Below are 26,115 nucleotides of genomic sequence, written 5' to 3' on the forward strand. Positions count from 1 at the left end.
ATCCATCATATTGATGGCCTGTAACAAAGATAAGGATGACTTAGGAAGTCCAGCGGGTAGTGAATTGAAGAAATTACCCGGTAATATTTATTATAAATGGGCGGATGAGGGGATTTTCGTATTAAATCTACCTTCAGCCAGCCAGAGTTTATTATTACAGGACAAAATTCGACGAAATGATTGGGATATCAGTTTTGATAACAAATATGTTTTAGAGTGTTCGGATGTTCAGGGTGATTATCAAGCTAGTCAATTTACCCTTTCCAATATATCGGACGGCACCATTGTCAAACAATTTAAGTATTATGCCTCAGAAGGAGATATCGCCACAGGAACCCTTTCACCCAACGGGCAGCTCATCGCTATTGACCCAACATTCCATGATGGTATTGTCATCACCGATCTGGACGGCAATGAAGTGAAACATATCCTGACAGTAAATAACGAGAAGATTACTGAAGACCCAGTGTGGATGTCTGACAATACATTACTTATTACACATAAACAATTTTTACTGAAGAGCAATGCTGATTTTACTCAAGTAAGTCTTATAAAGGAATTTGATTTTCAGGATTGGGGATCGCCCGCGGTAAGCAGAGATGGGAAAAAGATTGCTTTTTCGGCCTCAAAACACATATGGTTAATGAATGCAGATGGCACTGACCTGAAACAGGTGACCAAAAGTAGCACAGCGGAAACGTCTCCTCAATTTTCCCCTGATGGGAAATACCTATTGATCGGAACTGACTTTCACATTACCGGGCCCTTTGGAAGTATTTTCTATCTCAAAGTAATTCCTGCAGATGGTAGGCAATACCAAGTAGATGATGATGCAGAGAGCGAAGGCGTTATACCGTTGATATTGAACGGAAAAAGTCAGCCCGAGGCAGGTGATGGTAGAATGGTCTGGCGCTGATTTAAACAAAAACGAATGAAAAAGAAAAAATTTATATATGCTTCTGCTTTTCGCGAAACCGATGCTGCATGGAGTAGGGATGGAAAATTATATTATTCCTAATTCTTTTGCTTTTTGCAGAAGATTAATTGTTTTGCTGACATTAAACTTGCGTAACAGATTTTTACGATGGCTGTCGACCGTTAGAGAACTGATAAACATTTTTTCTGCAACCATGGTTGAGGTTAATCCTTCATCCAGGTATTGCAAAACCTCCTTTTCCCTTTTAGTAATCGGTGGAATCTCCATCAATTCTGTTTTAGTAAGAGAGGTAAGCGTACTTTGAGCTTCTTTACCAAAATAAAGTCCCCCTTCATAAATATGACGTATTGCTTGTTCTACAACGTTTACGGATTCACTTTTTACCAGATAACCGGAAGCACCATTATTGAGCATTCTTACAATAACACTGCGTTCATTAAAGTTACTTAAGCCTAGAATTCTGATGTCGGGATATTTCTTCTTTACCTCCATGCAAACATCGATGCCATTTTCATCAGGAAGGTTTACGTCCAACAATAAAACATCAGCCATTGTCACTGGTAGAATATCCATCAATTCAGCAGCGCTACCTGCAGTGGCAACTACTTCCATATCCTCCTTTTGAGTAATGAAACTATGGATCCCTTCAGTAATTAAAGGGTGGTCGTCACAAATGATGATTCTAATTCTCTTCATAGTTCACACTCAATGGTTATCGTCGTGCCTTTGCCGGCTCGAGAATCAATAGTCATTTTTCCCTCCAGGTATTTTACTCTCATCTCAATGTTATTAAGACCCATATTACGCTTGGTAGTATCCACATCAAAACCCTTACCATTATCCTCTACATCAATTAAGAGTAGTCCATCTTCCAATGTACATTGTAGTAAAATATTTGTCGCCTCCGCATGACGGGTCGCATTATTCACCAATTCAAGCATGATATGGTACAAAATAAGCTGAATGTTTTTATCCGTAATATCGGATAAGTCATTGCAATAAAAAGAGATTTGCGTTTCATCCGTATTAACCGACTGGCAGAAATCTCTCAATGCATCTTCCAGGCCATACTTCATCAAATTTTCCGGAATCAGGTTTCGGGCTGTCCTCCTTAGTTCCGTAAGAACCGTGTCTAGTTGGCCAACAATCTTCAATAGATCCTCATCGCCCATTAGTCGGGTTTTGGCATCCAGCTTCATTTTGATGCCGGTTATCATGCCTCCCAAACCATCGTGCAGGTCGCGGGCGAGGCGTAAACGTTCTTGTTCCTCACCTTTCATTAAAGCCTTGGATACCTCAATTTCTCGTTGCTGCTCAAGCGAAAGAACCTGTTGCTGACTCCTCTTTTTTCTTTGCTTCAGCGCATAAATAAAGATGGAGCTTAATAAAGCAATAAATGCAATACTGCTCCAAAGCAACATATACTCTATTTTTCGCTTGTTCTGCAAGTTCAATATTTCCTTTTCCTTTTCAGACATTCTATATTGAGCTTCCATGTTAGCAATCTGCGATCTGATATTCTCCGCATATACGCTATCGTTCAATACCCGATGCTCTTCAAGAAGTTCATACGCTCGTTGGTAATTACCCAAGGCATTGTGCGTATCGGCAAGTTCAATTAAAAAAGATAGTCGGTTTTTAGTTAATCCCTCATATTTTTTATTGTCGAGAAGGCTTTCCAGTTCTTCTTTTGCTGCCTGCAAGTTCCCTTGTAATTTGTATAGCTGATATTTCTCGTAGTGAAGTCTAAGCAGATCGTAATCTGCGTTTAGTTTTGTTGCACGGATAATACCCTCGTTGATGCTCGCCAGCGAACTGTCCGGCTCATTGGCTGCACGATGATAGATGGATTTAACTATATAAAAGAAAGCCGCAAATTTCGATTCTGGTAAGTGTTTAAGAAAGCTTTGTGCTTTGTTCAATGCCTCTTTCGCTTTAACCAAGTCGTCCTGGTACAATAGAGATTGCGACATATTGATGTACGCATTCATTAAATGCTCTCCATTATTTTCTTCAGTACTTAATACGTCAATAGCTTGCTGATAGTAGTCGATTGATTTATCATATGCTTTATGATTATGGAAAATCATTCCAACATCGGAAAGGTAAGCCGACAGCAGTTCTTTATTACCCGATTCTTGGGCATAAGGGATGCAGTACTTTAGCGTAATATCCAGGAAAGATTTATCCTTTCCTTTCAGTTGGTCAAGTACAGCATAATTATGCCATACTCGGGCTTTATACTCATTCGCTTCAGGAGTGTTAAAAGGCTCTAATAGTCTTACACTCTGCATATAGAGCATTTGGCTGCGTTCAATATCATGATCAAAGTAAATACCGGCTTCATAATAGACAGCAAGAGCTTGCAGAAAATCGTTTTTATTAGACAGTGCTTTTGCTTCGTTTAGGAATTGTATCGCCTTGCTGCTATCTGTATAAGACCAATGATCACTAATCTCAAACAGCAGTCGTGCTTTTTTAGTGACAGATTTTTCTTTAGCGGCCAAGTTTTGAAGGCTGTCAATTTCTTGTGCCGCGGCGCTTAAGCAGCTAAAAATGAATATGAAAATAAGAAATCTCGTCAAAATAGAAACCTGTTTATCCAGTAAATTTAGGAACGTTTTTTAATAAGCGTACCATTAGAACTAAAAATACCCTAAAAGCGGTAGAAGGAATTCCTTAATTAGGAGGATTGTAGTGATGCGAAGCTCGTGTTAATTTTGTTAGAACATTTTGATAACAAATAAATAAACACTTTAACTATTTTAATCATGAAAAAATTAAAACTCACTTATGTATTAACCGCGATATTTTGCTCAAGCATTTTATTGTTCTCAACAAATGCACAAGCACAATATAAAACCGGAGCAGGCCTTTTAATTGATGTGGGAGATGGTACAACACTTGTGGGTCCGCATATAAAGAATTTCTTTACAGCAAATCATGGTGGGGAAGCTGCACTTCTTTTTGGAAGTGATTTAACGGTATTGCAGGCTCAATATCAATATCATCAAAGCATTGCTAATGCAGATGGTTTGCAATGGTATCTTGGTGCTGGACCTTCATTTATTTTTGCCGAGAATTCAGATACAGAAGTATCCCTTGTATCCAGCTTGGGTTTAGATTATAAAATTACCAATGCTCCTCTGGCCCTGTCTTTTGATTGGCGACCAAGAATGATATTCTACGACGGTGACAGTGAATTTATGCCCGGGCGTTTTGGAATTGGTTTGCGATTTGTCTTTAAATAGTATCTACAAAAGGCCATAGTGCAAGAATGCTGTGAGATGTTATTATTCTCACAGCATTTTAGCTATATATACTTCTGAATGTTTGAATTATAGATGATCAATTGATTTATGATCAACCGCATTCTTCTCTCCATCTAGAGAAACAAATGTATTGCATGCAATTTCAAGGATGTTACCTTCTACATCCTCAAAGTAAAAAAACAATCCGCCAAAGGGTGGTGCTGTAGGTTCGTTTAATAGTTTCACTCCTTTAGCTTTAAGCTGTTTGTATAATTCCCGTACCTCACTTTCTGTCGAAACATTATAGCCAAAGGTAAGTCCCCGAAAACCACTTCCATCTGGATTAACGCCTATAAAGTTTGCTAAATCCTTTCTTTTGCCGATACTAAACAAAAAGCCATTCATTTTATAAAAGACAATATCTTTATTTTCGGCAATTGGTCTCCACCCCAAAGTATCTTCGTAGAAATTTCTCATAGAAGCCAGGTCGTCTGCTCCGATAGATAGTACACTTAGTCTTTGTTCCATATGTAAATCATTTTGTTTAGTTAATTGACTTTAAAAGGTAATACTTTCCACTAAATTTTGCAAACATACCCATTGGCAGACTATATTATCTTGGCGTTATTACCCCTTTAGATTGTCGCAATAAGACAGTTGCTTTAATTATTCATTGATGTAAATTTACTAAGCAAACCTAATTAGAATAGGGGTGTTTAAAATTATAAAATTATGGAAACGAAGACAGCTAGTAGTAGAATAGAAGGGTTATTGACATTGTTTGATATGCAGACAACCTTTTTTGAAAGAGCTATTGATGGAATAACTGAAGAAGATGCTTATAAGCGTTTAAATACTAAGGCAAACCATATTGCATGGCTTAGCGGTTCATTGGTACAACAACGCTTTTTGATGACCTCAGAAACCAATCCCGGATTGAAACAAACTGGAGATGAACTATTCAAAGACAATAAGGGGATTCAAGACGATGCGAAATATCCAACTCTTGCTGAGTATTTAAAAGACTGGAGGATGATTAGTCCGATAGCCAGGGAAGCACTTGTTATGATTGATGATAAAAAGCTCGATAGCGAAATGGATATGGGTTTTATGAAAATGACATATTATGAGTTAATAGCTTTTACCATCTATCGTGAAGCAAGCATCATAGGACAACTTGCCTTATGGCGAAGATTGTTAGATTATCCGGCTTTGAAATACGACGATTAGGGTTGTGTAAATATAGAATCAGATACTTTTGGATTTGGATAGTTTTTGCAGCATCATCAATGATAACAAGCCAGTCACTTTCTCTTTTCTAATGCTCCCTTAATTGTCATAGTAATATACGATTCTTTCATTTCTGCCAATGGTATAATTGATAATGATTAAATTGTCTGTATTCAATAAATAAAAACCTCGATATCATGAGTCAAAATGAATTGTTTCCGACACCAAGTTTAAAGACCAATGAAAAGAGAGCAGAACTTGCTCCTGCCAGTATGGAAGCCTGGCGTAACTTTAGTAGAACAGTTTTTCAAGAAGGAGCCCTTCCAGAAAAAACAAAGCAGTTAATTGCAATTGCTGTAGCTCATGTAACCCAATGTCCTTATTGCATTCGTAGCCATACGAAGCAAGCCATTAACAAGGGAGCCACTCAACAGGAAATTATGGAAGCCATTTGGGTAGCTTCAGAAATGCGCGCGGGAGCTGCCGTAGCACATTCGGCATTAGCCATCGATGAAATGGGAGATGACAAATAAAGGTAACTAGTACGTACCTGCTAAGGGACTCGTCCGACATTCATGAAAACTTAGTGAATAATTGCAGTGTATATATACGCTATTTTGCCTTAAAAAGCGTAGACATAGCACTGTAATAACATATGAAGAACACTGGTATGTATTACAAGGTCTGTTCATGTGTCGAACATGGTTCGGGCATGGTAATGTCAAAAAGGTATCACGATTGTCGGATATGACTATTTATTTGCCTTAAGTGGTTATTTTAATCCTATAATTGATAGGATATTTACATTATTAAATATAACTGATATGAATAAGATTTTAACACCTTACGCAAAGGGCGGACTGAGCCTTAAGAATCATTTAGTAATGGCACCCATGACTCGTAGCAGAGCTATCGGTAATATCCCAAATGCATTAATGGCAGAGTATTATTCGCAGCGTAATGGAGCAGGATTAATTATTACAGAAGGAACGGCACCCTTGCCTGAAGGATTGGGTTATGCACGCATACCAGGCATCTTCTCTCAAGCTCAAATAGAAGGTTGGAAACAAGTAACAGAAGCTGTACATAAGAACGGCACTAAGATATTTTTGCAGTTAATGCATGTCGGCCGGATTGGTCATAAAGATAATTTGCCTGATGGGGTTGATTTGATCGGTGCTTCTGATATCAGAGCTGCCGGCCAGATGTTTACAGATACATCGGGAATGCAGGATCATTCAGAACCTCGTGCTTTGACAACTGAAGAGGTGAAGGAGCTGATAGACGGATTCGTTAAAGCAGCACAGAACGCCATTGAAGCTGGTTTTGATGGCGTGGAACTTCATGGTGCAAATGGTTACTTGATAGAGCAGTTTCTAAATCCGAATGTAAATACACGTACTGACGAATTTGGAGGCAGCGTAAAAGGACGTTCGAAATTGGCGATAGAGCTAGCAAAAAATATAGCAGCAGTCATTGGAAAGGAGAGGGTGGGCATTCGTTTTTCTCCCTATTTAACCTTAGGCGATTTGCAGCCTTATGATGAAGTTCAGGAGACTTATGCATACTTGGCTCAAGAGCTTGATAAGATTGGCATAGCGTATATTCATGTAGGCCTTGGAGCTCAAACATCTCAAGAGACATTGGATGCAATTCGTACTTCCTTTAAAGGGACGATTATTCAGTGTAACGGACTTACTCCATCCAGTGCGGAAGCTGCGTTAAATAATGGTTTTGCGGATATTGTTGCTTTTGGAAGAGCATTTTTAGCCAATCCGGATCTTGATAAACGGATAGCTGTGGGTGCTGATTTGAATGAACCTGATTATGCAAGTTTGTATACGCCAGATTCTAAGGGATATACGGATTATCCGGTGTTGGTTTAATGCAATAATGTTGGCGTAAAGCATGAATAGGGCAATTTTGAACTATTTTCAAATAAATTTTATAATTATTTGGTAATTCAAATTTACTTCTTACATTTGCACACCCGCTAGGGAATTCGGGGTGTAGCGTAGCCCGGTATCGCGCCACATTTGGGATGTGGAGGTCGTAGGTTCGAATCCTGCCACCCCGACCACACTTACACTAAGTAAGGTCAGAAACCCTCAAATTCTATGAATTTGAGGGTTTTTTGTTTTATATCATATCAAGAAACCCCAAAGAATATCAAGGTAAATGTGAGTTAAACGGTGAGTCATTTTAAGTTTTAAATTTACTCACCGAATAGCTTATAAATAGCTGTAAATCATTTATTTAAGACATTTATTTTGATGCTATTTATAATTGTTTGACTTCTTCACTTCATTCCTTCTATCGATCGGAATGTGAGAATTGCTCCAAAGTGTATGAGTTGAACATAAAATAAATGGATATGAAAAGTAAAAACACCTTTGGGATTCAATTCGTGTTGCGGTTACCCAAGAACAAGAAAGACGAGATGGCTGTTGTTTATGCAAGAATTACAGTAAACGGTCGCAGAGCTGAAATTTCCTTAAAAAGTAAAGTGTCAATTAATAATTGGGATGAAGCAAAAGGAAGAGCAAAAGGAAAGCGAGAAGAAATCATAAAATTGAACAGCCACATGGAGCAAGTGCGCTCGTTAATTTTTGATGTTTACCAAGAATTGATACAGCAGAAAAAATCGGTTTCCGTGGATGCCGTTAAAGCCAAGTACCTTGGTGAAGATATAGAAGAAACGATGACTTTATTAAAGGTTATTGAATATCATAGGCAAGTTGCAGCTACAAAACTTGCACCAGGTACCATGAAGAATTATCATACTACTGAAAGTTATCTCAAAAAGTTTATTAAACATCAATATCGTAAAAACGATATAATGCTGGAAGAACTCAATTATAAGTTCATTCTTGATTTCGAAAATTTCCTCATTAATTATGAGTCGACCGATCATCACAAATCCCTTAATAATAATGGGGTGATGAAACATATGGAACGTTTACGCAAAATGGTAAATATGGCTGTTATGATGGACTGGTTAGACAAGGATCCATTCTCCAAGTATAAGCTCCATTTCGATAAAGTAGAACGAGGTCACCTCTCTAAAGAGGAATTAAAGGTATTGAGTGAAAAATACTTTAAAATCGAACGATTACAAGCTGTACTTGATATGTTCCTGTTTAGTTGTTATACAGGGCTTGCTTATATAGATATATTCAATCTAACCAAAGAGAACATAATTAAGGGGATAGATAGTAGAGATTGGCTTAAAACTAATCGACAAAAAACGAATACAATAGTTAAGGTTCCTCTTTTGCCAGAGGCAGTGAACTTGATTAAGAAATATAATGACCACCCTGTAGCGGTTGGAAAAGGTACCCTTTTCCCAGTTATTTCTAATCAACGAATGAATGGCTACTTAAAGGAGATTGCTGAAATCTGTGGAATAGATAAGAATTTTACCTTTCACCTTGCAAGGCATACTTTCGCTACAACTGTGACTTTGAGTAATGGTGTACCGATAGAATCAGTAAGCAAAATGCTGGGACACACTTCTATACGTACCACTCAGATTTATGCAAAGGTAGTGGAACATAAACTTAGCGAGGATATGCAAAATTTACGGAAAAGGATGGTTGCTAAAAATTGATTTGCAGATGTTAAGCTGCCTTTTAGGGCCAAAGGCTACCAATAGGTGCCATATTATGATGTTCAGTTTAAAAGTTTTGTTCATTTGGATTCATTATGGCATGATTTAGTATTAAGTACTTGTCTTTTGCCTTCGTGATGAAAATTGGATTTTAATAAAAAAAAGAGAACACATGAAAGTTGAGCTTATTACATGGGAAGATTTGGAGAACTTTAAAAAGGAACTTTTGCAAGAAATTAGAAGAAATACAGCGCACCCTAGAAAACCAGGACAAGAACCAAAGGAATGGTTGAAAAGCTATGAGGTGCGAAAATTATTAGGGATTTCGGCAGGTACACTCCAAAACCTTCGATTAAATGAAACATTGCCCTATACAAAAATAGGTGGATTGATGTATTATCGCTATGAAGATATTAGGAAATTAATGGATGGAGTTGATAGAAGTTAGAATATTAAGAAAGATAAAAAAAGCAGGATTTCACGTCCTGCTTTTTTTATGCCCTTATTTTTAATCCTCAAAGCACATTTAATATTCCACTGCAAATTCATGGCGCATAAAATAGCTTTGATTGGACTTTTAGATAAAGAATATTGAAGAAAACGCCTCTCGGTACCCAATTCAATATTTTCTTCAAAACCCTTTCTTATCGGTTCTTTAACCGATATACTTCAGAAAGATTTACTAAGCAGGATTTAGAGTTCCTGCCTTTTTCTACAACTATATTTTTTATAGCCAAAGCACACTTACACACCCTGCACTTTTTCTGGCGTTGTAAAAGAGCTTTTGGCTATTTATGAAACAGAAATTTGAAAATGTACCTCCGATCTATTTTCTAATCACCTCCATTTTTCAAACTTCTCTTTTAGGCTTCTACAGCCTAGCATTATGCAATAAAAATTAGAATAGAATATTTCCACAATCAACCGGTAAAAAGGCAGCCAATGTACGGCGGTCACCCCTCGCTCATATCCAGCCAAAAGACTACGGCATAAGCGGTTTCCTCCCTGAAGGTGCCCTCCAATTATTCCGTTTCCTTTTGGCTTTTCAATTTGACCGCCTTAATAGTCTGCTTTCTTTTTTCCGGTTTTTCTTTTGGAAAAAATTATGCGAAGCGAGGCGAGCTACAACAAAAGCAAGTAGGAAAATAGAAAAGCGAACGTAACAAAATGTAAAACTTTTAAAAAAGGAACGACATGAACATCATTGGACGATTGACAAGGGATGCGGAAGTACGCACAACGTCACAGGAAAAACAAGTAGTAAACTTTTCGATAGCAACCAACGACAGCTACCGTAACAAACAGGGCGAACGCATAGAGCAAACTACCTATTTCGATTGCTCATACTGGATAAGCCCGAATGTAGCGAAGATACTCACGAAAGGCACATTGGTAGAGCTGACAGGCAGGGTAAGTGCTAGGGCGTGGACAGGTAATGACGGAGAAGCACACGCAGGATTGAATTTCCATACCTCAAACATCAAACTGCACGGAGGGGGCAAGAAATCAGAAACCGCACAAACTACCGCAGGAACAAGCAACAACAAATCAGAGGACGATCTCCCATTTTAACAACGAATATTTCAAACATTTAAAATCATTTTATCATGGCACATAATATCAATTTCAACGAGAGAACAGGGCGTTATTCATTCTTTAGCGTACAACAAAAAGCGTGGCACGGTTTAGGGCAAATCGTGGAGCAATACCCTACAAGCGAGGAAGCTATCAAATATGCAGGGTTAGATTATGAAGTCGTAAAATCTCCATTGTTTACAAAAGGTTCGGACATTATCGAAACCACCAATGGCATAGAGATAGGCAGTACTGAATTAGAAGTGCCTAATTATTACGCTAACATTCGCACCGATAACAATAAAGTATTGGGAATAGTCGGCAAGGATTACCACATTGTACAAAACCGTGAAGCCTTTAATTTCTTTGATGCTATTGTAGGCGGTGACGAGGGCGTTCTGTACGAAACCGCAGGAGCATTAGGCAACGGAGAACGCATTTTCATCACAGCCAAACTGCCCGACTATATCCGTGTGGGTAATGGCGATGATGTTACGGAAAAGTACATTTTCTTAACCACTTCGCACGATGGTAGCGGAAGTATCACAGCCGCATTTACACCAATCCGTATTGTTTGCCAAAATACCTTAAACGCTTCATTACGAAGTATGACCAATGTAGTCCGTATCAAGCACACTTCGGGAGCGAAACAACGTATCGAGAACGCTCATAAGATTATGGGACTTGCGAACACATTGAGCGACCAATTAGAGGGGATTTTCAACGAATGGGCAAAAGTAAAGGTAACAGACCGTGAAGTTAAAAAGCTAATCCAATTGGCACTTTGCCCGAATAAGGAAACGCTTGACCTTATCAAAAAAGGTGCAGAAGATGAAATTTCCACCGTGTTCAAAAACACCGTAGAGGATGCCTTTGCATACGCAATGATAAGCGACACCCAACAAATGGACACTACCAAAGGTACATTGTTCGGAGCGTATAATGCGGTTACTGGCTACTATCAGAACGTAAGAAAGTACAAAGATGATGAAGCCAAGTTACAGAGTATTGTACTGGGTGGAACTGCTCAACTCAAGTCACAGAAAGCATTTGAATTGTGTAATGGCTTTGCATTAGACGGAGCAGAAATCTTTAATCTTAATTAAATAACAACAGGCTACCGCTTTCATCGGTGGTAGCCCACTAAAAATATTCATTATGGCAAATTGGTGCAGTAATACAGTTGTATTCGAGGGGAAACCCGAAACAATCACAGCAATACAGGAACTTTTTCAATTAATGAAGAAAGAGGAAGAAGAAACAGAAGAAGGACAATTACCCGAATTTATTTCTAAAGACAATGGCGGTTATTACTTCAATATCTATTGGAACGAGGGCGATGAAGGACACTTTCAGTATGAAACAAAGTGGTCGCCTAATATAGAAATCATTCAAAAGATAGCGGAACATTATGATGTGAATTTCACACACGACTATGAAGAAATAGGCAATCTAGTATATGGCAGAGCAACATTTTATGACAAGGTACTCACAGATATTTATTTGGAAGACGAGGATTTTGAGCAATACAATTTCAATGAAGAAACAGATACGTACCATTTCGAGGGGGAAACATTCGATAGCGATTGTGAGATACTAGAAACACTTTTAGAGCGAAAACTATAATTGCTATGAAAATAACAGACTTGAACGGTTGTCTTATTGAGGTAACGAACCTCAAAGAAGCTATTGAAATAGCAAGGCAGTACAAAGAGTACCGCCACGAGGATAAAAGTTTCTCCGAGTTTGACAAACGGCAAAAAGCCTATTGGGCAGATATGCACGAGAAACTAGAAAAAGCAAAGGAAAAAACAACAACAATTAAAATTTCAGAACTATGAACGCAAATTTTTTCAATCAGATAGCACAGTTGGACTTTACAGGAATTTTACAACTAAACATAGCCAAAGGAGCAGAAAGCAACCTAATTGTATCTGTAATACTCAACAACGAGCAATGCGGAGATAACGCCAAAAACCTCATTCCCCCATTGACATTTAACGCCCTACCACAGGAGTTTGACGAGGGATTTTTTCAGCAGATAACCACACCTCTACAAAAGGCTTCTGGCTTAATGGTGGATATGGAAGTATTTATGAAGCAATTGGAAGAAGCTAAAAAACAATCAGCAATGGAGAAAGAAAAAGCAGAGAAAGAGAAAAAAGATAAGGAAGTCAAAGACAAGAAGTATAAAGACGGTATGGCAAAGGCTGACGAACTGGAGAAAGATGGCAAATTCCGTGATGCGTGGATGAAAGTACCCGATATAACGGAGTTCCCCGAAAAAGCGGACGAAATCCGTAAACGCAAAACGGAATTATCGGAGAAGTTTTCAACACCGAGCCTTTTCGGAGCAGAGTAAACCAATTGTTTAACACTTAAAACGAATATTTATGTTATTAGCAACGCAATTAGAGAGGGTATTTATACTCAACGATAAAGGACAACAAATTAAACTGACCGACCCCGAACCAAAATGGAGCGTGGAAGCCGTAATGAATTTCTATGCAAATTCTTATCCGATATTGACCACTGCCAAAGTATCTGCCCCTGTTATCCGTGACGATACAGTACAGTACCGATTTGAGAGTGTAATGGGAACGAAAGGTTAAACCAAAAATCAAAAAAAATGAATTATGCAACGCAATATCATATCGGGCATCATCAAAGCCCCACAGCAACCCAAACAGCGGACTTTGCACAAACAGTTGGGCGAGTTCGCAGATTGGATGCAAAGACCAAAGAACGCAGACGAAATAAGAAAAGACAAACTGAAATCGGTACCCATAGCGATGCTACCAATGGTTTTCTAAAATGCTCATTTCTGCCTAAACTGCAAGAAGCACAAACCGTACAGGCTTGTGGAAAACCTGAAAAGACGGAAAGGGATTTTTATCAGTCCCTTTCCAAATTGGCAGGGCATTACGGCATACAACCTATGCAGTCCAGGCAATACGGCTATCCCTACAATATCGCTTTAGCTTTGGATGCCACAGAGGAACATTTAAGAAAGAAGTTTCGTGATTGGGAAGAACTCCGTTTGATACAGGATAGCAAAAAAACGTATTTCGTAAGTGAAGAACGGTACAGTACAGGTGCAACCTTGTATTACATTCCCGTAGTGCCATTGTACCGACTATCCAAGCATCCCAATCGCAAGCAAGCCGTACAGCTATTGCAATCCGTGTGTGCGTACCTATACCACATTGTAGATGTTCCTTATTATCGGCAGGAAAACAGTTACTTGTATTGGATGTATGAAATGGTAACAGACTGGATTGTAAGCGATGACGAGAATGACGACACCACAACGTATTTAAGCGAGATTAGGCAATCAGAACAGATAGGCGAACGTATGGAGCAGAAAATTTACAACAAGCACAATTTGAGCCGATTTGCCCTCCGTTTAAACTCCTTTAAAATCAAAGATAGCTTTGACCAAGATTGCTACAAACTGGCAAGTGAAGCCTTTGCCTTGTATGAACAATACCCGAATGCTACCATAAACCGTAATGCCCTGCCAAGCGGAGAAGCAAGCGAAGAAGATATGGAAAATAGTATAGGTATGGAAAAGTACGTTTCGTTCTGTGCCGATGCAAAAGGTATTTTGTTTCAAACACTTTTTGAGAGCGTGAACACCGAGTTGCAGGAATACGGACAAATGGAAGAACCTACCATTGTGAAAAGGTTTGATGGTAGTGATATTACTGCCAATACCCTTGAATTTGAAAACCGTGTTTTTGCCTTAATTGAGGAATTGATATACATACTGAATAACTTTTAGACACTGCAAAATGAAAGATATAACACAAAACTTTGGAACGCTTTACCACCCTTTATCGGCTTTAGTTTTTTACCAAACCAAAGGAAGTAATAGAACCACCTATGTAGAGCATTTTGATATGGATAGGAACGGTAATCCAATCAACGCCCATCCTTTGACAGAAAGAGAAGCAAAAGTATTGGCAAAAGCACTCAATACCAAAAAGGAAAAGAGCAAGGCATTTTTAAAATCTAACGGCATTCTACCTACCAACGTCCTGCACATTAATCCGAGTGAAAACGGTACGGTACTTTGGTACACCAAAGCACGAAAAACCAAAATGTACTTTACGGAAAGTCTTGAAATACCAAACGGTACGGCGGAAGTACCTGCAATGCTTTGGTATGCAAGCAAGCAGAGCCTTCTTGTTTTTGCTCTTGATAAAGACCGCAGACCTACCGAGAAATCCGCATTGTTTCACGCTCCGTTTTTCAACGTGTACGAGGATGGACACGTATGTATGGGAAATGTAGATGTGAACATCAAAAATTCGGCTTCGGTGGAAGAATTTATACAGGCGTGGCAAAGCTATTTTTTCAATAGCTATTTCAGCCACTTGGTAAACGAACACAACCCCATAAAAGGGAATTGTGTAAGCCTTTGGAAAGACCTTATCAGCACAGACAAAGCCTTTCCTAAAGATGTATTGAAAAAGACAAACAAGACCATAAAAACGATATTGTAATGAGCAAAGAAATTTTAAAAGTCCATTTTACGGACAGCGATTTGATAAACCCTACCAACCCGATAACGGTAAACGTAATCGGGGCAGGTGGCACAGGCTCAAAAGTAATGACTGCTTTGCTTGAAATGAACCGTAGCCTAATCGAGTTAGGACACGCAGGGTTGTTTATTCGTCTTTGGGATAATGATATAATTACCCAAGCCAATTTAGGAAGACAGCGTTTTGCAGAAAGTGAGGTCGGTTTGTACAAGTCCGTTGCTATCATTAACCGTATAAATCGCTTCTCAGGTACGAACTGGAAAGCTGAAGCAAGGAAATTTGAAAAAGGCAATAACAACAGGTTGCCCGAAAATGCAGGAGCAAGTATTTATATTTCCTGTGTGGATAGCGTAAAAGCAAGATTTGAAATTGCGGATATATTAAGTGAATTGAGCAACGGAAGAACCTATTCCAACCGCCCACGTTATTGGTTAGACTTTGGCAACAGTCAACATACAGGGCAAGTTTTATTATCTACCATAGGAAAAATTCGCCAACCCAATTCAGAGAAATATGAAACAGTGGCGAGCCTCCCAATGGTTACGGATGAATTTGGCGAACTGCTTAAACAGTCCGAAGTGGATGACGATACACCGAGCTGTTCCCTTGCCGAAGCGTTGGAAAAACAGGACTTGTTTATCAATTCCTCATTGGTGCAGATGGGTTGTTCACTGTTATGGGGTATGTTTAGAAATGGTTTGACACCATACAGGGGATTTTTTCACAACCTGAAAGATTTCCGAACCCATCCTATAAAAGTCGCCTGATTGGAAAAACGGGCGGCAAAAAGACACCCCTCCCGATGGTCGGGACAGTCTTTTTGCATAAATCGGTGCAACCTCTTTGGTAAAGTGGGATACCTACCCACCATTCATTCCGGCACATTTTACCAAACAGGTTGCGACATTATTTGAGGGATATTCATTATCCCTTTCGTTGTTATAGGAAACTTCTTTTCTTACCATAAAGCGACCAAAGAAAAGCAAAAGAACGCCGCTTAGCTAGATTGGCTTTTAATATTTTAGTATGTTTGTTATTTGAAATTTACAAGCATTTTAGTAATAGAATGTAAATAAAGAAGCTATATGATTAAAATATCAATACCTAAAAATATCACTCCTCGAAAAATGGAGATTTTATATAGGAGATATATAGATAATGAAGTCGGGGGTATTATAAACCTTAAAATTCCAGGGGCATTAAACAAATATACGTTTGGATTATTGGGAGATTTGCTGAAGTTTATTATCACATTAAATAATAAATCAAATATTCAAACATTAGAACTTGATATAGATCATGAAAACTTAAACAGTTTTTATGATCAAGAGTACGCTTACCCTGTAATCTCATTACTATGGAATACAACAAATTTCATTGATAAAAACAATGTCAATATTAAGGATAGTTTAAGAGAACTGCAAAACGATTTTTTCATAAAAATGAATTCGTTAGATAGAATAAAGGGTAATAAATATATTCTGACGAATACGGATCATCTTTCAAAAAATAAAGGTTTAATCAGGTTACTTGAAAGTCCTGATGGATTTAACGATGACGAAGACCAAATCAAATACAGCGTAAAGAAAATTTTCAACGACTATGTTTTGACCTTTAATAAAAACAACAAAATAGAACTTGCGAATCTTATTGAAGATATTGGTGCAATAGTTTACGAGTTAACAAAAAACACTTACGAATGGGGAAAGACCGACCAAAATTTAATCGACATTCCTGCCAGTGTACGTGGAGTTTACTTTCGGTTTCATATAAACAATAGTAATAAAATACTTGAGGAGTTTGAAGAAACACCTATTCAATCCTTTTTTCAACATCCATTCATCTTGGAAAATTGCGTTAACGAACACAATCAAATTTATTATTTAGAAATTTTAGTTTTTGATTCAGGAGTAGGATTTATTGATAAGTTTACTAACAAAGAAACATTAACGGATTTAGAAGTTATTAAGAAATGTCTTGTGAAGAATCAGACATCTTCAACCTCTAACCTAAAGTCAAAGAAAGGAATAGGATTAGATCGTATATTAAACATATTAAATAAAAAAGGTTTTGTAAAAATTTCAACCGATAAGTATTGTGTTTACAGAGATTTAATAAAAGACAATTACAGACCTATTGACATCGAAAAATTAAACGATCTAAAACTTGAGGACTGGAATAATGATGGTTTTAAAACGGACAATATCATTAAATCGCAAGGTTCTTATATCAGTATTCTATATCCATTCAAAAGCATTCGATAATGGGAAAATTTTACATTTACAACTCAAACATCGGAGATAAAAAATATAAAAGTGCTACAATAATTTTTAGCCCTCATATTGAGTTTGATTTTGGTGCTTTGAAGAATGAATTGACAGAGCATTTTAGATATTTCCATCAAACAAGTGCCCTTGTTTTTCTTCATTGCTCTACCGTATCTTCTGTAGACTCCCTTGTAGAAGTTAATTTGGATAAGATTTTTAAAAGTATTCCAAAAGCAGAAGAAAATTCACTTGTTGAAAGCATTTTCTATGTTGCCTACAATAAATCAGAATTTATCTTTTCAAAAAATGATAATTTTTTGAAAGAGAACTTTAAGGAAATTATTAATCAAGGATTAGCAAACATCTTTATATCAAATGGAGGATTAGTAGAAAGCAATGGCATTTCTCACCATTATGTTTTTCCATCAGGAAAGCATTCAACTAAATTTTTAAGAACGGCAAATGTATTAGTGCAAAAAAGTGAAATTGATTTCATTGGATTAAATCTTTTGCATTTATTCAAACACACAGAAATTCGAAATATTTATTGCGATACGTTATCGATAAATGTTATTGGGTACTCTATAAGCCAATACCTAAAAAGATATGATGATAGAGAAGATATTAATATTGAGTCATTTAAATCTTACGATGGCATATACAGTAAAAACACCAAATTCTATAAAGATTCAATTTTTTTAATATCTGCATCGACATCAGGTGGCTTAGTCCATTATTTAAAAGGGAATCATCCAGAAATAGATTCAAAAGATGTTTGTGTTCTTTACTATCTTCCGATAGAAAAACCTTCAAATCTCTCACTTGAAAGAGTTCTTTGTAATTTAGAGCGTAATGAAAAATTTCAATACGGATTAGAAATTTACAAGCAATTCAAGGCTGGTGAAAGATGTTCATTTTGTGAGAATCAATCGACTGCAATTAAGATTGTTGGAGACTCCTTTAGTTTGGATGAACCTATTATAAACACTAGAAACATCGTTGCTAGTAAATACATATCAAAGTCCTTAAAAGATTTTGTGGAAGTATTCAAATATAATGAGGAAACAGGTACTTCCTTAAAAGTTTCCTTTAGTGAAGATACCATCAATAGAAAAAAATATAACTTGTATATTGATTATGAGAATATCATAAAACATATTGAAAACGAACAATATAAAAGCCATAAAAATAAGATCGACGCTTTCATAAATCAATACGTACCAGCATCATTAAACTATATAATCCATTTGAATGATAAAGGGTCAGAGTTATTAGCCAAGTATATCTTGGAAAAGACAACTTGCTTTTCTAAGAATTCTATCGAAGTAATAAATCAATCGGAATTAGCTGATAAAAAAATTTCTGAACATGAATCTGGTTCGATTTTGATTGTAGCTTCTTGTATTACAAATGGAAAAAATCTACTTTATTTGAGTAGATATTTCAGGAATTATAATAATATCAGACTTATATACTTCATCGGTATCAATAGAATTAGTGATTCTGATAAGCATAAAGAACTAAAAAGTAATATTAAGTATGGATTATATGGATCGGAAAATAGTTCTTTCGTAGAAATTGAGACTATTAATTGTGATAACTCCAATACAGAAACACCATGGGAGATTGAGCTAGATCATTTACGAGAAATACAAGAGGGATTAAATGAACCATCTAGTTTTGTAACTGAAAGAATAACAACAATAACCAACTTTTCTAATAAAACATTCAAAGGTGGCACACAAAAAATATTTTATCCTGATATTCTAGGAAATGAATTGGAAATCCGAAAAAATTCTGCTTTTTTTAATAGTAACGATTACTTTGAACAAGTAACTCAATCGGATATTTATTTTACTATTTCTTGTGTTTTAAATAATATGAGAAATAATAGTATAGATGGGCTTTATCAGACTAATTTTGTAAAGAATTTACTTGATCCATTTATTTTTAATCGCTTCAATGATGGGATTATTCAAGCGTCTATTCTTAGAGCGGCAAAAAATGACGAGCTAAATTATTCATTTAGTCGCAAGAATTCTGAGGACATGTTGATGCTTTTAAAGACCTTTGCAAAACATAGCGATGAATATCAAGGTGAAGCATTAATGGAATTTCTCTATGCTCTCAGTATTGGTAAATTACGTTTGTTTAAAGACCATTATCCTCTATTGATAGATGAGCTTAAAAATATTGAACATCAACACGTTCAAAGTTTAATTAAGATAATTTTAAAACTGTATGAGAGGAGCGTATAGAGCTTTAGATTGTTATCAATAAATTGAAAATTAGCCATTGTCAGTCTTGTCAATGGCTCTTTTAAAATCATCAACATCGCTACCAAGTAGCATATAACTTGAAAACCCAATCTCTAAAAGGGATTTCCCAACTTTCTCATCATCGATATCACTATGGGCAACCAGTTTGATTGCAGGATATTTTATCCTTAATTCTTGAAGCTGTTTAAGCACATTTTGATCGTAAAAATCCAAGTCAACAATACAGACTTTGGGGATTTTGTTCAATGAAGATAACTGCGATAACCCATTTTCAATGCTTTCTGCCCGGCACAGGACTTCCATTCCTGATGCAGCAAGGTCGTTGCAGATACTATCGGTAATTGGGCTTTTGTCATTGATAAAAGACAGGGAGATTGTTTCTTGTACAGTACCAGTTTTCATATCGTTACCTTTTTGAGTTAGATGAAGTTCCTGCACAAAAAGAAAGCGCAGGCAACTACACTTACCGCACATTGAGGTACTGGTATACCCGACAACGAATAAGCGAGCGCCCACGCCTATGGCATGAGCGTTCTTCCTTATCGTCCCGTTGTCTAAAAATTACCAGTTTTCAATGTGGGACTTAAAGCAAAAACACTTTAAGTATTTCTATATTTTACATAGCAAAGATACTAAACTCGTTTCGATATAGAAATATGATTGCTTGAAATCCATTACTTGTTCTTTTGTCCATTGCAGACATAGTTTTGTTCAAGTATCCGTAAAAGGTCGGTTTGCTTAAAAATGATTTTGCCGCCTATCTTGATGTATGGGAGTATTTGGTCATCACGATATTGCTGCAAAGTCCGCTTGCTGATGTGAAGCAGCTTGCACACATCTTCGCCTGAAAGGTATATTTCCCCGTTCATTACAGGGCGGTAATTTTTCAGTATGCTTTCAATACGGTTACGTAGCTGCGTAATCATTTCTCTGTGTGAGATTATTTCCTCATTGTCATTCGTGAATAAATCCATTTTCGGCAGTATTGTACGGCTGTCCGGCTTCGAGCAAAGCCTGTACATCCTAGCGTTTATAGTAGTTCTTACGGTTCAATCTGGAATAAGGCAATAGCCCTTTGTCCTTGTACGTCTGTAAAGTCCGCTTGGTAATGTTCATCATCAGGCACACTTCCTGGTTATCAAGCCATTGCTCTTCTGCGAAAATTGGCGTGTATTTTTGCGCAGCATCTTCAGTCAGTTCCAAAAATGCTTTCAACTCATTTTTCATTCCCTCCAGTATGGACTTTTGTATTGCTATTACTTCCATTGTTTGCATTATTTTTCTGTGAAAGTCGAATTTAAAAAAGCTTTTTTCAGGATTGGGAAAGGTTGCACCCATTGGCATTGAAAGGCAGTATTTGGCAGTTTACCCCGAAACAAAAACGGATAACCTTTTAGAGAGTTATCCGTTTTTTTACTACTATTTGGAAATATTAATTGTATGTTGACTGGAATGCTCGTAGTTTAGTTTTAAAGCCATTCTTCCAATTAGAATAGTCTGTAATATCCTGGTCAATTTCTGGTTTATTTGGTAATAATGGAATTGTTGAAGTCCCGCCATCGTGTTCTGTTACGGAATACTTTCCGAATAGGTTTAAGAGAAAATCAACGTCTATTTGCTCTGTAACAATATAACTTGATAAATTACCTTTTTTTAGATGAATGTTTTTGGAAAACCGTTCGTAAGTTTTGTTTGATAAAACTTCTTCAACAGAACGCTCTAACAACATTCTAAATCGTTTTCTTGCAGAATCAAGTTTAGTTTCTCGTCCGTGTGCGTCAGTTAATGCGAGAGCATCGTGTTCTGTTAGTATTCTTCTGATGGAATCAACTCTTTCTTGCACATTTTTAGCTAAATATGGAATCTCGTCTGTAACTATACCACTTATTCCATTGTATTTGTCAATTCCTATGACCGTGCAGTCCGTTGATGTTATTGCTTTATGTGTGTCTATAAGCAAACGTAAGAATGATAGGTCGTGAGTAAATACAACTATCTGTCGGTTTTGTGATAGTTGAACAATTTTATCCGAAATTTTATCCCTGTAATCCATATCCAAGGACGTAACAGGGTCATCAAATATTATTGTATTTAAACGATTGTCAATCGTACATTCAGCTAAAAAATTTGATAGGGCAATAATTTTCTGTTCGCCCTCACTTAAAATTGAATTGATTGAATCATTAATTCCGTTCAAGCCACATCTTTGATATGTATTCCCTTGACTTGTTCTCGTTCTTGAAATCAAAACTTTACTTGCTAAATCATGATTGAAAAAATTGAGATGAGAAACAAACTCTTGATGTTGTAAACTTACGGCTTGGTTTTCCATTAGTTCCCCAATTTTGCGTGAAATACCATTGGTAGCGAGTTGTGCTTGACAAGTGTTTATCCAAGATTTGTATTTATGTTCGTCAAAGTATTGAAGAATTGCCGTTTTGTTATTAAATAAAAATTCTTTTGCAGTTAGTTCATTAAGTTCAGAAACTAAGGTGTTTCTATTTTGTAGAAGTTGATTGTTCTGCGCAATCTCGGCATCAATTACTGGAATTATGCTTGTTATACTTTGTGTCAGAGTTTGTAAACTTATGTTTAGTTCGCCACCATTTTGCAAAAATGTAATGATTGAATTTCTGAATGTGGCGACTGAATTAACAAACTGGTTATAACTATCTCTAAAATTTGGTATTAACGGTTCTAACTCGGCAAGGTTTTCAATTGAGGGAATGACCAATGAATTGTATAAGTTTCGTTTTCCCTGAATTGTTGAGTTAATTGAATTTAGCTGTGTAGAAACGTCATTTAATACAAATTGATTAAAAGTTGTCAATCTTTGTTGTGCTGTTTCGTCAAGTTCTTGCTGGCATAACACGCATTTTTCTAATGAAGCTAAGGACGGGAAATTTTGACCGTCTGAAAGATTTGAACTATGTGCGTAATTTCTTGCGGATTCCCACAAAGTTCGCCAAGGATTTGTGCCAAATCCTTCCAACGTGTTAACGTTTTGTAGTTGCATCGTCGCAATTTGATATGCCTGATTTACTCTTTCAAAAGTGTTTCTATTGGTTCTTAGTTCGTTTAAGTTTTGTTCGTTGAATAATGTTTCAATTTGTGAAAATTGTCGTATGTAGCCGTTAATTCGTGTTCGCTGATTAGTTAAGTTTGTAATATTTTGTTGAGGATTTTGCGCTGTAGTTAAGATTGTAAGCTCTTGCTTTCTATTGATGTTTGTTTGGCTAAATTGGATGTGTGAATCAACGTTAGTTCGTTGTAGATTTTCTATTGTTCCATACCATTGTGATGTAGAGGTTTGAAGTAAATTTTGTGGCAACTCTGGTTTTTGTGTGTTGTAAGAAGCAACAGATAAACTAAAGGCTTGTGAAATACTTCCGAAAGTCGAAACCAATTTTTCTAAAACATCAATTCCCACAGGTTTATATTCTGTGGGATTTTCATGGTTGATGTAAATATCTCCGCAGTCGTTATCAAAAACAAAAATTGAATTAAGAATAGGATTGTTCAAACTATTTTCTGTCCAAGAAAAGCTAACGTTTGAACCATTGTCTTCTACAACAAAATCAACTTGTTGCTGATTAGAAGATGGATTAAAAACATTCTTTTTTAGTGTAACACTTGGATTTCTGCTCCAGCAAAGTTTTCTCAAAATACGTGAGTAGCTTGATTTCCCCGAACCATTTCCACCATAAACTATTGTCAAACCTGTATTGGAAAATTGTAACCCTCCTTGATTGTGTAAGGCACAAATATTAACAGGATTGTTTAAGCTGATTAATTTGGGATAAATTCCACTTATCGCAGTTACTGTTGGTATATGTGTATTATTAAGCGGAATAGGGTTTATAGTAATTGTATTGTCACCACATTCTTTTTTTACCAATTGAAAAAGTTCGTCAATGTCGTTTTGTGTAAGTGTTGTTGATACGACAAGTCTTCGTAAAGCATCTTGAACAAATGCTGGTCTGCCTTGGGACCAATTTAAAATATCCTGATATATAGACATTGATTGATAGTATTTAGTTTAGGTTGTTATATTTGCAGCTAACACATTTATTATCCTGCAAAAATAGTTAAATGATATGTTTAGTTATGATTTGTTGTCGGGCTTGTCTGCTCTGTTCTTATTTTCTTTTTCTCACGGGAGTAAACCCACAGTGATAACAGCCCGAATATAATCAGAGCGTAAGCTATCCATTTGCCAACCTTTTCAATTAATTTAATGAAAACCGAACTTTCATAAGAAGAAAAACCCTCTGCTCCAATAGGACTACGCCTATAAAACTTCCGCCGGTTAATCCAATAACGAAGTCCCAAGCCAGCAACCAAAAATATTATCCCGATAACCAATGATGCAACCATAACAAATCACTTAAAATCCATCTTATAAATTTACAAAAATTTAGCTTCGATCACTCCAAAAAAGAAATCCTGCTTTTGTGGCAGGACTTCTTTTTGCTACTATTCTAGTCGCTACTATTAAATTGAAAACTTATCTGCTTTTCATTTCCAAAGCTATCCGAAATCCAAACATCAAATGATTGTGATACGGAAGACGTTGAAGTGTAGTACAGACGAAACTGTTCCGTTGGTAATTGGTACAGGTCATTGGGAAGGTACGGCGGTTCATCGTGGTACCGCAATGTGCCTTGCCCGTCGAACTGATAGTAACGGAGGAAATACTGCGTATTGCTGTAATTGCCTGAACGCTGTATGGTTATGCGTATCTCTACTATCTGCCCGTTGGCAACGTCTTTGGGAACTGGCATCACGTTTACCTCGAAAGGAAAATCGTTCTGTATTTCGAGTTCATCATCTTTGCTGCAAGATACCAACGTAACCGAAGCTGTGAGAATTGTCAGGAATACATATAGTGGCAGTAGCCCTGTTCTGAATTTATTGAATTTTGCTATCATCGTTTTTACGTTTTAAAAGTTAAACCTTAATCCCACACCTGCGGATGGACGGAACTGTTGTAAATCTGTACCCCAAAGCATTTTTGTACGCCCTTGCAGGACAAGTACAAAACGGTCGGACAGGTACGTTTCAAAAGTGAGGCGACCGCCTGCGCCGTAAATGAAATTATCCTCACTCAATATCTTCGCACCGTCGTACAACATTGTTTCGCCCCGGTTGATGGTTTCGTAACCGACCACACCCGTTAAGGCGAAATTCAGCGTAATATTTTTCCGGGCATCGCCCAATAAAAAGAAGCTGTAACCTCCCTCTGCGGAATAGGTTTCCTGCGGGATGCGCAGGTCTTTGTAATCGTGGTACTGGTGGGTATATTCCAAAGCCCAAAGCTGATAATTGCCATTTTTACCGTTTACGGTCATTGCTGCGCTGATGTAGTAATCGTTGCCGATTTTATCATTGGACATTACACCCGCACTTATTTCCAATCCTCTCTGCTTTGGCAGCATTCGTTGTGCCTGTGCAGCAGTGATGCCTATCAGGACAAGCATCACAGTATAGATATACTTTTTCATATTCTTGCTTTAAAGGGTTATTAAAATTTCAGGTGCATATCGTCAATCAAACGGGCTTTGATTAAATCGGAATTTTCCACCTGAAGCGTTTGATGCCTGCCGCCGTTCTTCTCGAAAATCTCAATCAGCAGCACCTTGTCATCGGCAATGGTAAACTGGTCTAACAGGAACACGTTTTGTTCGGTCGATTTTCCGGCAATGCCGTCCAATGGCTTGTAAGTGCGCAACGGTGTTAACGGTCTTTCCTGTACAACAGTACGTTTGGCTACCTTTTTATCCACCACTTTGAAATTGATAAAATCAATCTGAAACGGCACAGTGGTACGGTTTGTCAATTCCGTATGGAAATAGTATTTGCCGTTGTGGATGTAAATGCCTTTGAGCATAAACTGAATGCCAAAACTCTTAGCCCCAATATGCTTTACAATACGCTTGTCTTTTTTGTAAATGGTTTCCAATAGCAAGCCTGCTAATGATGGAGAATTGTTACCCAGTTCCTCAAAAAGCACATCGTTACCGTTGGCTTTATCCACCGCTTTTTTCATTGTGAGCAGGTCGTAACTCAATGCCTCAGGATAGGAACTGTAATACACATCGAAACTGTAAAAACGACCGTCATTCGTAATGACTGAAAAATTGGTTTCTGGTTCAAAATCCCTTACCGTTGCTTTTACACGCAACACGTTTTCTGCATCTTCTGCTTTTCCCGCAATCAGATATTTGCTGCCTAAATCCACGTAACGGATAGCGGTCGGAAAAATCAGGTGTGAAGTCTTATCATAGGTAACTTCCATTCTATACGGTTGTATCTTGCCCAATGCAAGCGGTGTTCTGATGCTGTTCTGTGCATAAGATTGTATGGCAAAGCCGAGTGTCAGGGCAATAGCCCAAAAGGTTTTTAAATTATTTTTCATT

General features: G+C 37.2%; 29 protein-coding genes and 1 tRNA gene. 19 read left to right on the forward strand and 11 right to left on the reverse strand.

The annotated features are described in order from the left end of the window. The first annotated feature begins 13 nt into the window (after positions 1–13). Positions 14–916, forward strand: coding sequence for a hypothetical protein (locus VL047_RS09875; protein WP_325360135.1), 903 nt, complete (start codon positions 14–16; stop codon positions 914–916). 87 nt (positions 917–1,003) lie between these two features. Here VL047_RS09875 and VL047_RS09880 read toward each other — a convergent pair whose 3' ends face one another. Both VL047_RS09880 and VL047_RS09885 read right to left on the reverse strand, forming a co-directional pair. Next, the gene (locus tag VL047_RS09880; protein WP_325360136.1) at positions 1,004–1,633 is read right to left on the reverse strand and encodes a response regulator transcription factor; all 630 of its coding nucleotides are present in this window, start codon (positions 1,631–1,633) and stop codon (positions 1,004–1,006) included. Next, complete coding sequence (locus VL047_RS09885; RefSeq protein WP_325360137.1) at positions 1,630–3,444, reverse strand: sensor histidine kinase; 1,815 nt, start codon at positions 3,442–3,444, stop codon at positions 1,630–1,632. The genes VL047_RS09880 and VL047_RS09885 overlap by 4 nt, the downstream gene beginning before the upstream one ends. Positions 3,445–3,708: 264 nt before the next feature. On the opposite strand from VL047_RS09885, the gene VL047_RS09890 reads away from it, so the two are divergent. Further along, on the forward strand, positions 3,709–4,188 hold the full coding sequence (locus VL047_RS09890; protein ID WP_325360139.1) for a hypothetical protein: 480 nt from the start codon (positions 3,709–3,711) through the stop codon (positions 4,186–4,188). A gap of 87 nt (positions 4,189–4,275) precedes the next feature. On the opposite strand, the gene VL047_RS09895 is transcribed toward VL047_RS09890, so the two are convergent. Further along, positions 4,276–4,716, reverse strand: a complete 441-nt coding sequence (locus VL047_RS09895; protein ID WP_325360141.1) for a VOC family protein — start codon at positions 4,714–4,716, stop codon at positions 4,276–4,278. 204 nt (positions 4,717–4,920) lie between these two features. Here VL047_RS09895 and VL047_RS09900 point away from each other — a divergent pair, with 204 nt between their 5' ends. The 17 genes from VL047_RS09900 (at position 4,921) to VL047_RS09980 (ending at position 19,675) form a co-directional block, all read left to right on the forward strand. Continuing rightward, positions 4,921–5,418, forward strand: a complete 498-nt coding sequence (locus VL047_RS09900; RefSeq protein WP_325360143.1) for a DinB family protein — start codon at positions 4,921–4,923, stop codon at positions 5,416–5,418. A 197-nt stretch (positions 5,419–5,615) separates the two neighbouring features. Then, complete coding sequence (locus tag VL047_RS09905) at positions 5,616–5,951, forward strand: carboxymuconolactone decarboxylase family protein (RefSeq protein WP_325360144.1); 336 nt, start codon at positions 5,616–5,618, stop codon at positions 5,949–5,951. A 291-nt stretch (positions 5,952–6,242) separates the two neighbouring features. Then, positions 6,243–7,304, forward strand: coding sequence for an alkene reductase (locus VL047_RS09910; RefSeq protein WP_325360145.1), 1,062 nt, complete (start codon positions 6,243–6,245; stop codon positions 7,302–7,304). A 117-nt stretch (positions 7,305–7,421) separates the two neighbouring features. Then, a tRNA-Pro gene (locus tag VL047_RS09915) sits at positions 7,422–7,498 on the forward strand. 294 nt (positions 7,499–7,792) lie between these two features. Continuing rightward, positions 7,793–9,028 (forward strand): site-specific integrase, encoded by a 1,236-nt coding sequence (locus tag VL047_RS09920; RefSeq protein WP_325360147.1) that lies wholly within the window; start codon positions 7,793–7,795, stop codon positions 9,026–9,028. Between the two features lie 172 nt (positions 9,029–9,200). Beyond that, positions 9,201–9,476, forward strand: a complete 276-nt coding sequence (locus tag VL047_RS09925; protein WP_325360148.1) for a helix-turn-helix domain-containing protein — start codon at positions 9,201–9,203, stop codon at positions 9,474–9,476. Positions 9,477–10,222: 746 nt separating this feature from the next. Then, complete coding sequence (locus VL047_RS09930) at positions 10,223–10,600, forward strand: single-stranded DNA-binding protein (protein WP_325360150.1); 378 nt, start codon at positions 10,223–10,225, stop codon at positions 10,598–10,600. A 35-nt stretch (positions 10,601–10,635) separates the two neighbouring features. Next, positions 10,636–11,709 carry a DUF932 domain-containing protein gene (locus VL047_RS09935; protein ID WP_325360152.1) on the forward strand — a complete coding sequence of 358 codons (1,074 nt, stop codon included), beginning with the start codon at positions 10,636–10,638 and terminating at the stop codon, positions 11,707–11,709. 52 nt (positions 11,710–11,761) lie between these two features. Beyond that, on the forward strand, positions 11,762–12,229 hold the full coding sequence (locus VL047_RS09940; RefSeq protein WP_325360154.1) for a hypothetical protein: 468 nt from the start codon (positions 11,762–11,764) through the stop codon (positions 12,227–12,229). Positions 12,230–12,234: 5 nt separating this feature from the next. After that, positions 12,235–12,444 carry a hypothetical protein gene (locus VL047_RS09945; protein ID WP_325360156.1) on the forward strand — a complete coding sequence of 70 codons (210 nt, stop codon included), beginning with the start codon at positions 12,235–12,237 and terminating at the stop codon, positions 12,442–12,444. Then, positions 12,441–12,965 (forward strand): PRTRC system protein E, encoded by a 525-nt coding sequence (locus tag VL047_RS09950; RefSeq protein WP_325360158.1) that lies wholly within the window; start codon positions 12,441–12,443, stop codon positions 12,963–12,965. Before VL047_RS09945 ends, VL047_RS09950 begins: the two co-directional genes overlap by 4 nt. 31 nt (positions 12,966–12,996) lie before the next feature. Further along, positions 12,997–13,215, forward strand: a complete 219-nt coding sequence (locus VL047_RS09955; protein ID WP_013406998.1) for a PRTRC system protein C — start codon at positions 12,997–12,999, stop codon at positions 13,213–13,215. A gap of 17 nt (positions 13,216–13,232) precedes the next feature. Further along, on the forward strand, positions 13,233–14,387 hold the full coding sequence (locus VL047_RS09960; RefSeq protein ID WP_325360162.1) for a hypothetical protein: 1,155 nt from the start codon (positions 13,233–13,235) through the stop codon (positions 14,385–14,387). 10 nt (positions 14,388–14,397) lie between these two features. Next, positions 14,398–15,111, forward strand: coding sequence for a PRTRC system protein B (locus VL047_RS09965; protein ID WP_325360164.1), 714 nt, complete (start codon positions 14,398–14,400; stop codon positions 15,109–15,111). Then, positions 15,111–15,917, forward strand: a complete 807-nt coding sequence (locus VL047_RS09970; protein ID WP_325360166.1) for a PRTRC system ThiF family protein — start codon at positions 15,111–15,113, stop codon at positions 15,915–15,917. The genes VL047_RS09965 and VL047_RS09970 overlap by 1 nt, the downstream gene beginning before the upstream one ends. Positions 15,918–16,235: 318 nt before the next feature. Further along, on the forward strand, positions 16,236–17,414 hold the full coding sequence (locus VL047_RS09975) for a hypothetical protein (RefSeq protein ID WP_299568065.1): 1,179 nt from the start codon (positions 16,236–16,238) through the stop codon (positions 17,412–17,414). Continuing rightward, positions 17,414–19,675 carry a hypothetical protein gene (locus VL047_RS09980; protein WP_325360169.1) on the forward strand — a complete coding sequence of 754 codons (2,262 nt, stop codon included), beginning with the start codon at positions 17,414–17,416 and terminating at the stop codon, positions 19,673–19,675. The genes VL047_RS09975 and VL047_RS09980 overlap by 1 nt, the downstream gene beginning before the upstream one ends. Positions 19,676–19,705: 30 nt before the next feature. Here the strand turns inward: VL047_RS09980 and VL047_RS09985 are convergent, their stop codons facing one another. The 8 genes from VL047_RS09985 to traN all read right to left on the reverse strand — a co-directional run bounded on the left by VL047_RS09985 (position 19,706) and on the right by traN (position 26,114). Further along, entirely contained in the window at positions 19,706–20,098 is a 393-nt protein-coding gene (locus VL047_RS09985; RefSeq protein ID WP_299568085.1) for a DNA-binding response regulator, read from the reverse strand. A 272-nt stretch (positions 20,099–20,370) separates the two neighbouring features. Beyond that, positions 20,371–20,670, reverse strand: a complete 300-nt coding sequence (locus VL047_RS09990; protein ID WP_325360170.1) for a helix-turn-helix domain-containing protein — start codon at positions 20,668–20,670, stop codon at positions 20,371–20,373. A gap of 49 nt (positions 20,671–20,719) precedes the next feature. Then, positions 20,720–21,034, reverse strand: coding sequence for a helix-turn-helix domain-containing protein (locus VL047_RS09995; RefSeq protein ID WP_325360172.1), 315 nt, complete (start codon positions 21,032–21,034; stop codon positions 20,720–20,722). 94 nt (positions 21,035–21,128) lie between these two features. After that, positions 21,129–23,717: a hypothetical protein gene (locus VL047_RS10000; RefSeq protein ID WP_325360173.1), complete on the reverse strand. Its 2,589-nt coding sequence runs from the start codon at positions 23,715–23,717 to the stop codon at positions 21,129–21,131. Positions 23,718–23,797: 80 nt separating this feature from the next. After that, positions 23,798–24,073, reverse strand: coding sequence for a molybdenum ABC transporter permease (locus VL047_RS10005; RefSeq protein WP_325360174.1), 276 nt, complete (start codon positions 24,071–24,073; stop codon positions 23,798–23,800). 104 nt (positions 24,074–24,177) lie between these two features. Further along, entirely contained in the window at positions 24,178–24,627 is a 450-nt protein-coding gene (locus VL047_RS10010) for a DUF3872 domain-containing protein (RefSeq protein WP_325360176.1), read from the reverse strand. Positions 24,628–24,639: 12 nt separating this feature from the next. Next, the gene (locus tag VL047_RS10015; protein WP_325360178.1) at positions 24,640–25,200 is read right to left on the reverse strand and encodes a conjugal transfer protein TraO; all 561 of its coding nucleotides are present in this window, start codon (positions 25,198–25,200) and stop codon (positions 24,640–24,642) included. Positions 25,201–25,220: 20 nt separating this feature from the next. Next, on the reverse strand, positions 25,221–26,114 hold the full coding sequence (gene traN / locus VL047_RS10020; protein ID WP_325360180.1) for a conjugative transposon protein TraN: 894 nt from the start codon (positions 26,112–26,114) through the stop codon (positions 25,221–25,223). Position 26,115: the final 1 nt, after the last annotated feature.

The organism is Albibacterium sp. (genome assembly GCF_035514885.1).
GTDB lineage: Bacteria > Bacteroidota > Bacteroidia > Sphingobacteriales > Sphingobacteriaceae > Albibacterium.

What these genes read in the sequence shown, in the direction of transcription:
- VL047_RS09875 (WP_325360135.1), top strand. Translation starts at nt 14, where the DNA reads ATGGCCTGTAACAAAGATAAGGATGACTTAGGAAGTCCAGCGGGTAGT.
- VL047_RS09880 (WP_325360136.1), bottom strand. Translation starts at nt 1,633, where the DNA reads ATGAAGAGAATTAGAATCATCATTTGTGACGACCACCCTTTAATTACT.
- VL047_RS09890 (WP_325360139.1), top strand. Translation starts at nt 3,709, where the DNA reads ATGAAAAAATTAAAACTCACTTATGTATTAACCGCGATATTTTGCTCA.
- VL047_RS09895 (WP_325360141.1), bottom strand. Translation starts at nt 4,716, where the DNA reads ATGGAACAAAGACTAAGTGTACTATCTATCGGAGCAGACGACCTGGCT.
- VL047_RS09900 (WP_325360143.1), top strand. Translation starts at nt 4,921, where the DNA reads ATGGAAACGAAGACAGCTAGTAGTAGAATAGAAGGGTTATTGACATTG.
- VL047_RS09905 (WP_325360144.1), top strand. Translation starts at nt 5,616, where the DNA reads ATGAGTCAAAATGAATTGTTTCCGACACCAAGTTTAAAGACCAATGAA.
- VL047_RS09910 (WP_325360145.1), top strand. Translation starts at nt 6,243, where the DNA reads ATGAATAAGATTTTAACACCTTACGCAAAGGGCGGACTGAGCCTTAAG.
- VL047_RS09920 (WP_325360147.1), top strand. Translation starts at nt 7,793, where the DNA reads ATGAAAAGTAAAAACACCTTTGGGATTCAATTCGTGTTGCGGTTACCC.
- VL047_RS09925 (WP_325360148.1), top strand. Translation starts at nt 9,201, where the DNA reads ATGAAAGTTGAGCTTATTACATGGGAAGATTTGGAGAACTTTAAAAAG.
- VL047_RS09930 (WP_325360150.1), top strand. Translation starts at nt 10,223, where the DNA reads ATGAACATCATTGGACGATTGACAAGGGATGCGGAAGTACGCACAACG.
- VL047_RS09935 (WP_325360152.1), top strand. Translation starts at nt 10,636, where the DNA reads ATGGCACATAATATCAATTTCAACGAGAGAACAGGGCGTTATTCATTC.
- VL047_RS09940 (WP_325360154.1), top strand. Translation starts at nt 11,762, where the DNA reads ATGGCAAATTGGTGCAGTAATACAGTTGTATTCGAGGGGAAACCCGAA.
- VL047_RS09945 (WP_325360156.1), top strand. Translation starts at nt 12,235, where the DNA reads ATGAAAATAACAGACTTGAACGGTTGTCTTATTGAGGTAACGAACCTC.
- VL047_RS09950 (WP_325360158.1), top strand. Translation starts at nt 12,441, where the DNA reads ATGAACGCAAATTTTTTCAATCAGATAGCACAGTTGGACTTTACAGGA.
- VL047_RS09955 (WP_013406998.1), top strand. Translation starts at nt 12,997, where the DNA reads ATGTTATTAGCAACGCAATTAGAGAGGGTATTTATACTCAACGATAAA.
- VL047_RS09960 (WP_325360162.1), top strand. Translation starts at nt 13,233, where the DNA reads ATGAATTATGCAACGCAATATCATATCGGGCATCATCAAAGCCCCACA.
- VL047_RS09965 (WP_325360164.1), top strand. Translation starts at nt 14,398, where the DNA reads ATGAAAGATATAACACAAAACTTTGGAACGCTTTACCACCCTTTATCG.
- VL047_RS09970 (WP_325360166.1), top strand. Translation starts at nt 15,111, where the DNA reads ATGAGCAAAGAAATTTTAAAAGTCCATTTTACGGACAGCGATTTGATA.
- VL047_RS09975 (WP_299568065.1), top strand. Translation starts at nt 16,236, where the DNA reads ATGATTAAAATATCAATACCTAAAAATATCACTCCTCGAAAAATGGAG.
- VL047_RS09980 (WP_325360169.1), top strand. Translation starts at nt 17,414, where the DNA reads ATGGGAAAATTTTACATTTACAACTCAAACATCGGAGATAAAAAATAT.
- VL047_RS09985 (WP_299568085.1), bottom strand. Translation starts at nt 20,098, where the DNA reads ATGAAAACTGGTACTGTACAAGAAACAATCTCCCTGTCTTTTATCAAT.
- VL047_RS09990 (WP_325360170.1), bottom strand. Translation starts at nt 20,670, where the DNA reads ATGGATTTATTCACGAATGACAATGAGGAAATAATCTCACACAGAGAA.
- VL047_RS09995 (WP_325360172.1), bottom strand. Translation starts at nt 21,034, where the DNA reads ATGGGTGCAACCTTTCCCAATCCTGAAAAAAGCTTTTTTAAATTCGAC.
- VL047_RS10000 (WP_325360173.1), bottom strand. Translation starts at nt 23,717, where the DNA reads ATGTCTATATATCAGGATATTTTAAATTGGTCCCAAGGCAGACCAGCA.
- VL047_RS10005 (WP_325360174.1), bottom strand. Translation starts at nt 24,073, where the DNA reads ATGGTTGCATCATTGGTTATCGGGATAATATTTTTGGTTGCTGGCTTG.
- VL047_RS10010 (WP_325360176.1), bottom strand. Translation starts at nt 24,627, where the DNA reads ATGATAGCAAAATTCAATAAATTCAGAACAGGGCTACTGCCACTATAT.
- VL047_RS10015 (WP_325360178.1), bottom strand. Translation starts at nt 25,200, where the DNA reads ATGAAAAAGTATATCTATACTGTGATGCTTGTCCTGATAGGCATCACT.
- traN (WP_325360180.1), bottom strand. Translation starts at nt 26,114, where the DNA reads ATGAAAAATAATTTAAAAACCTTTTGGGCTATTGCCCTGACACTCGGC.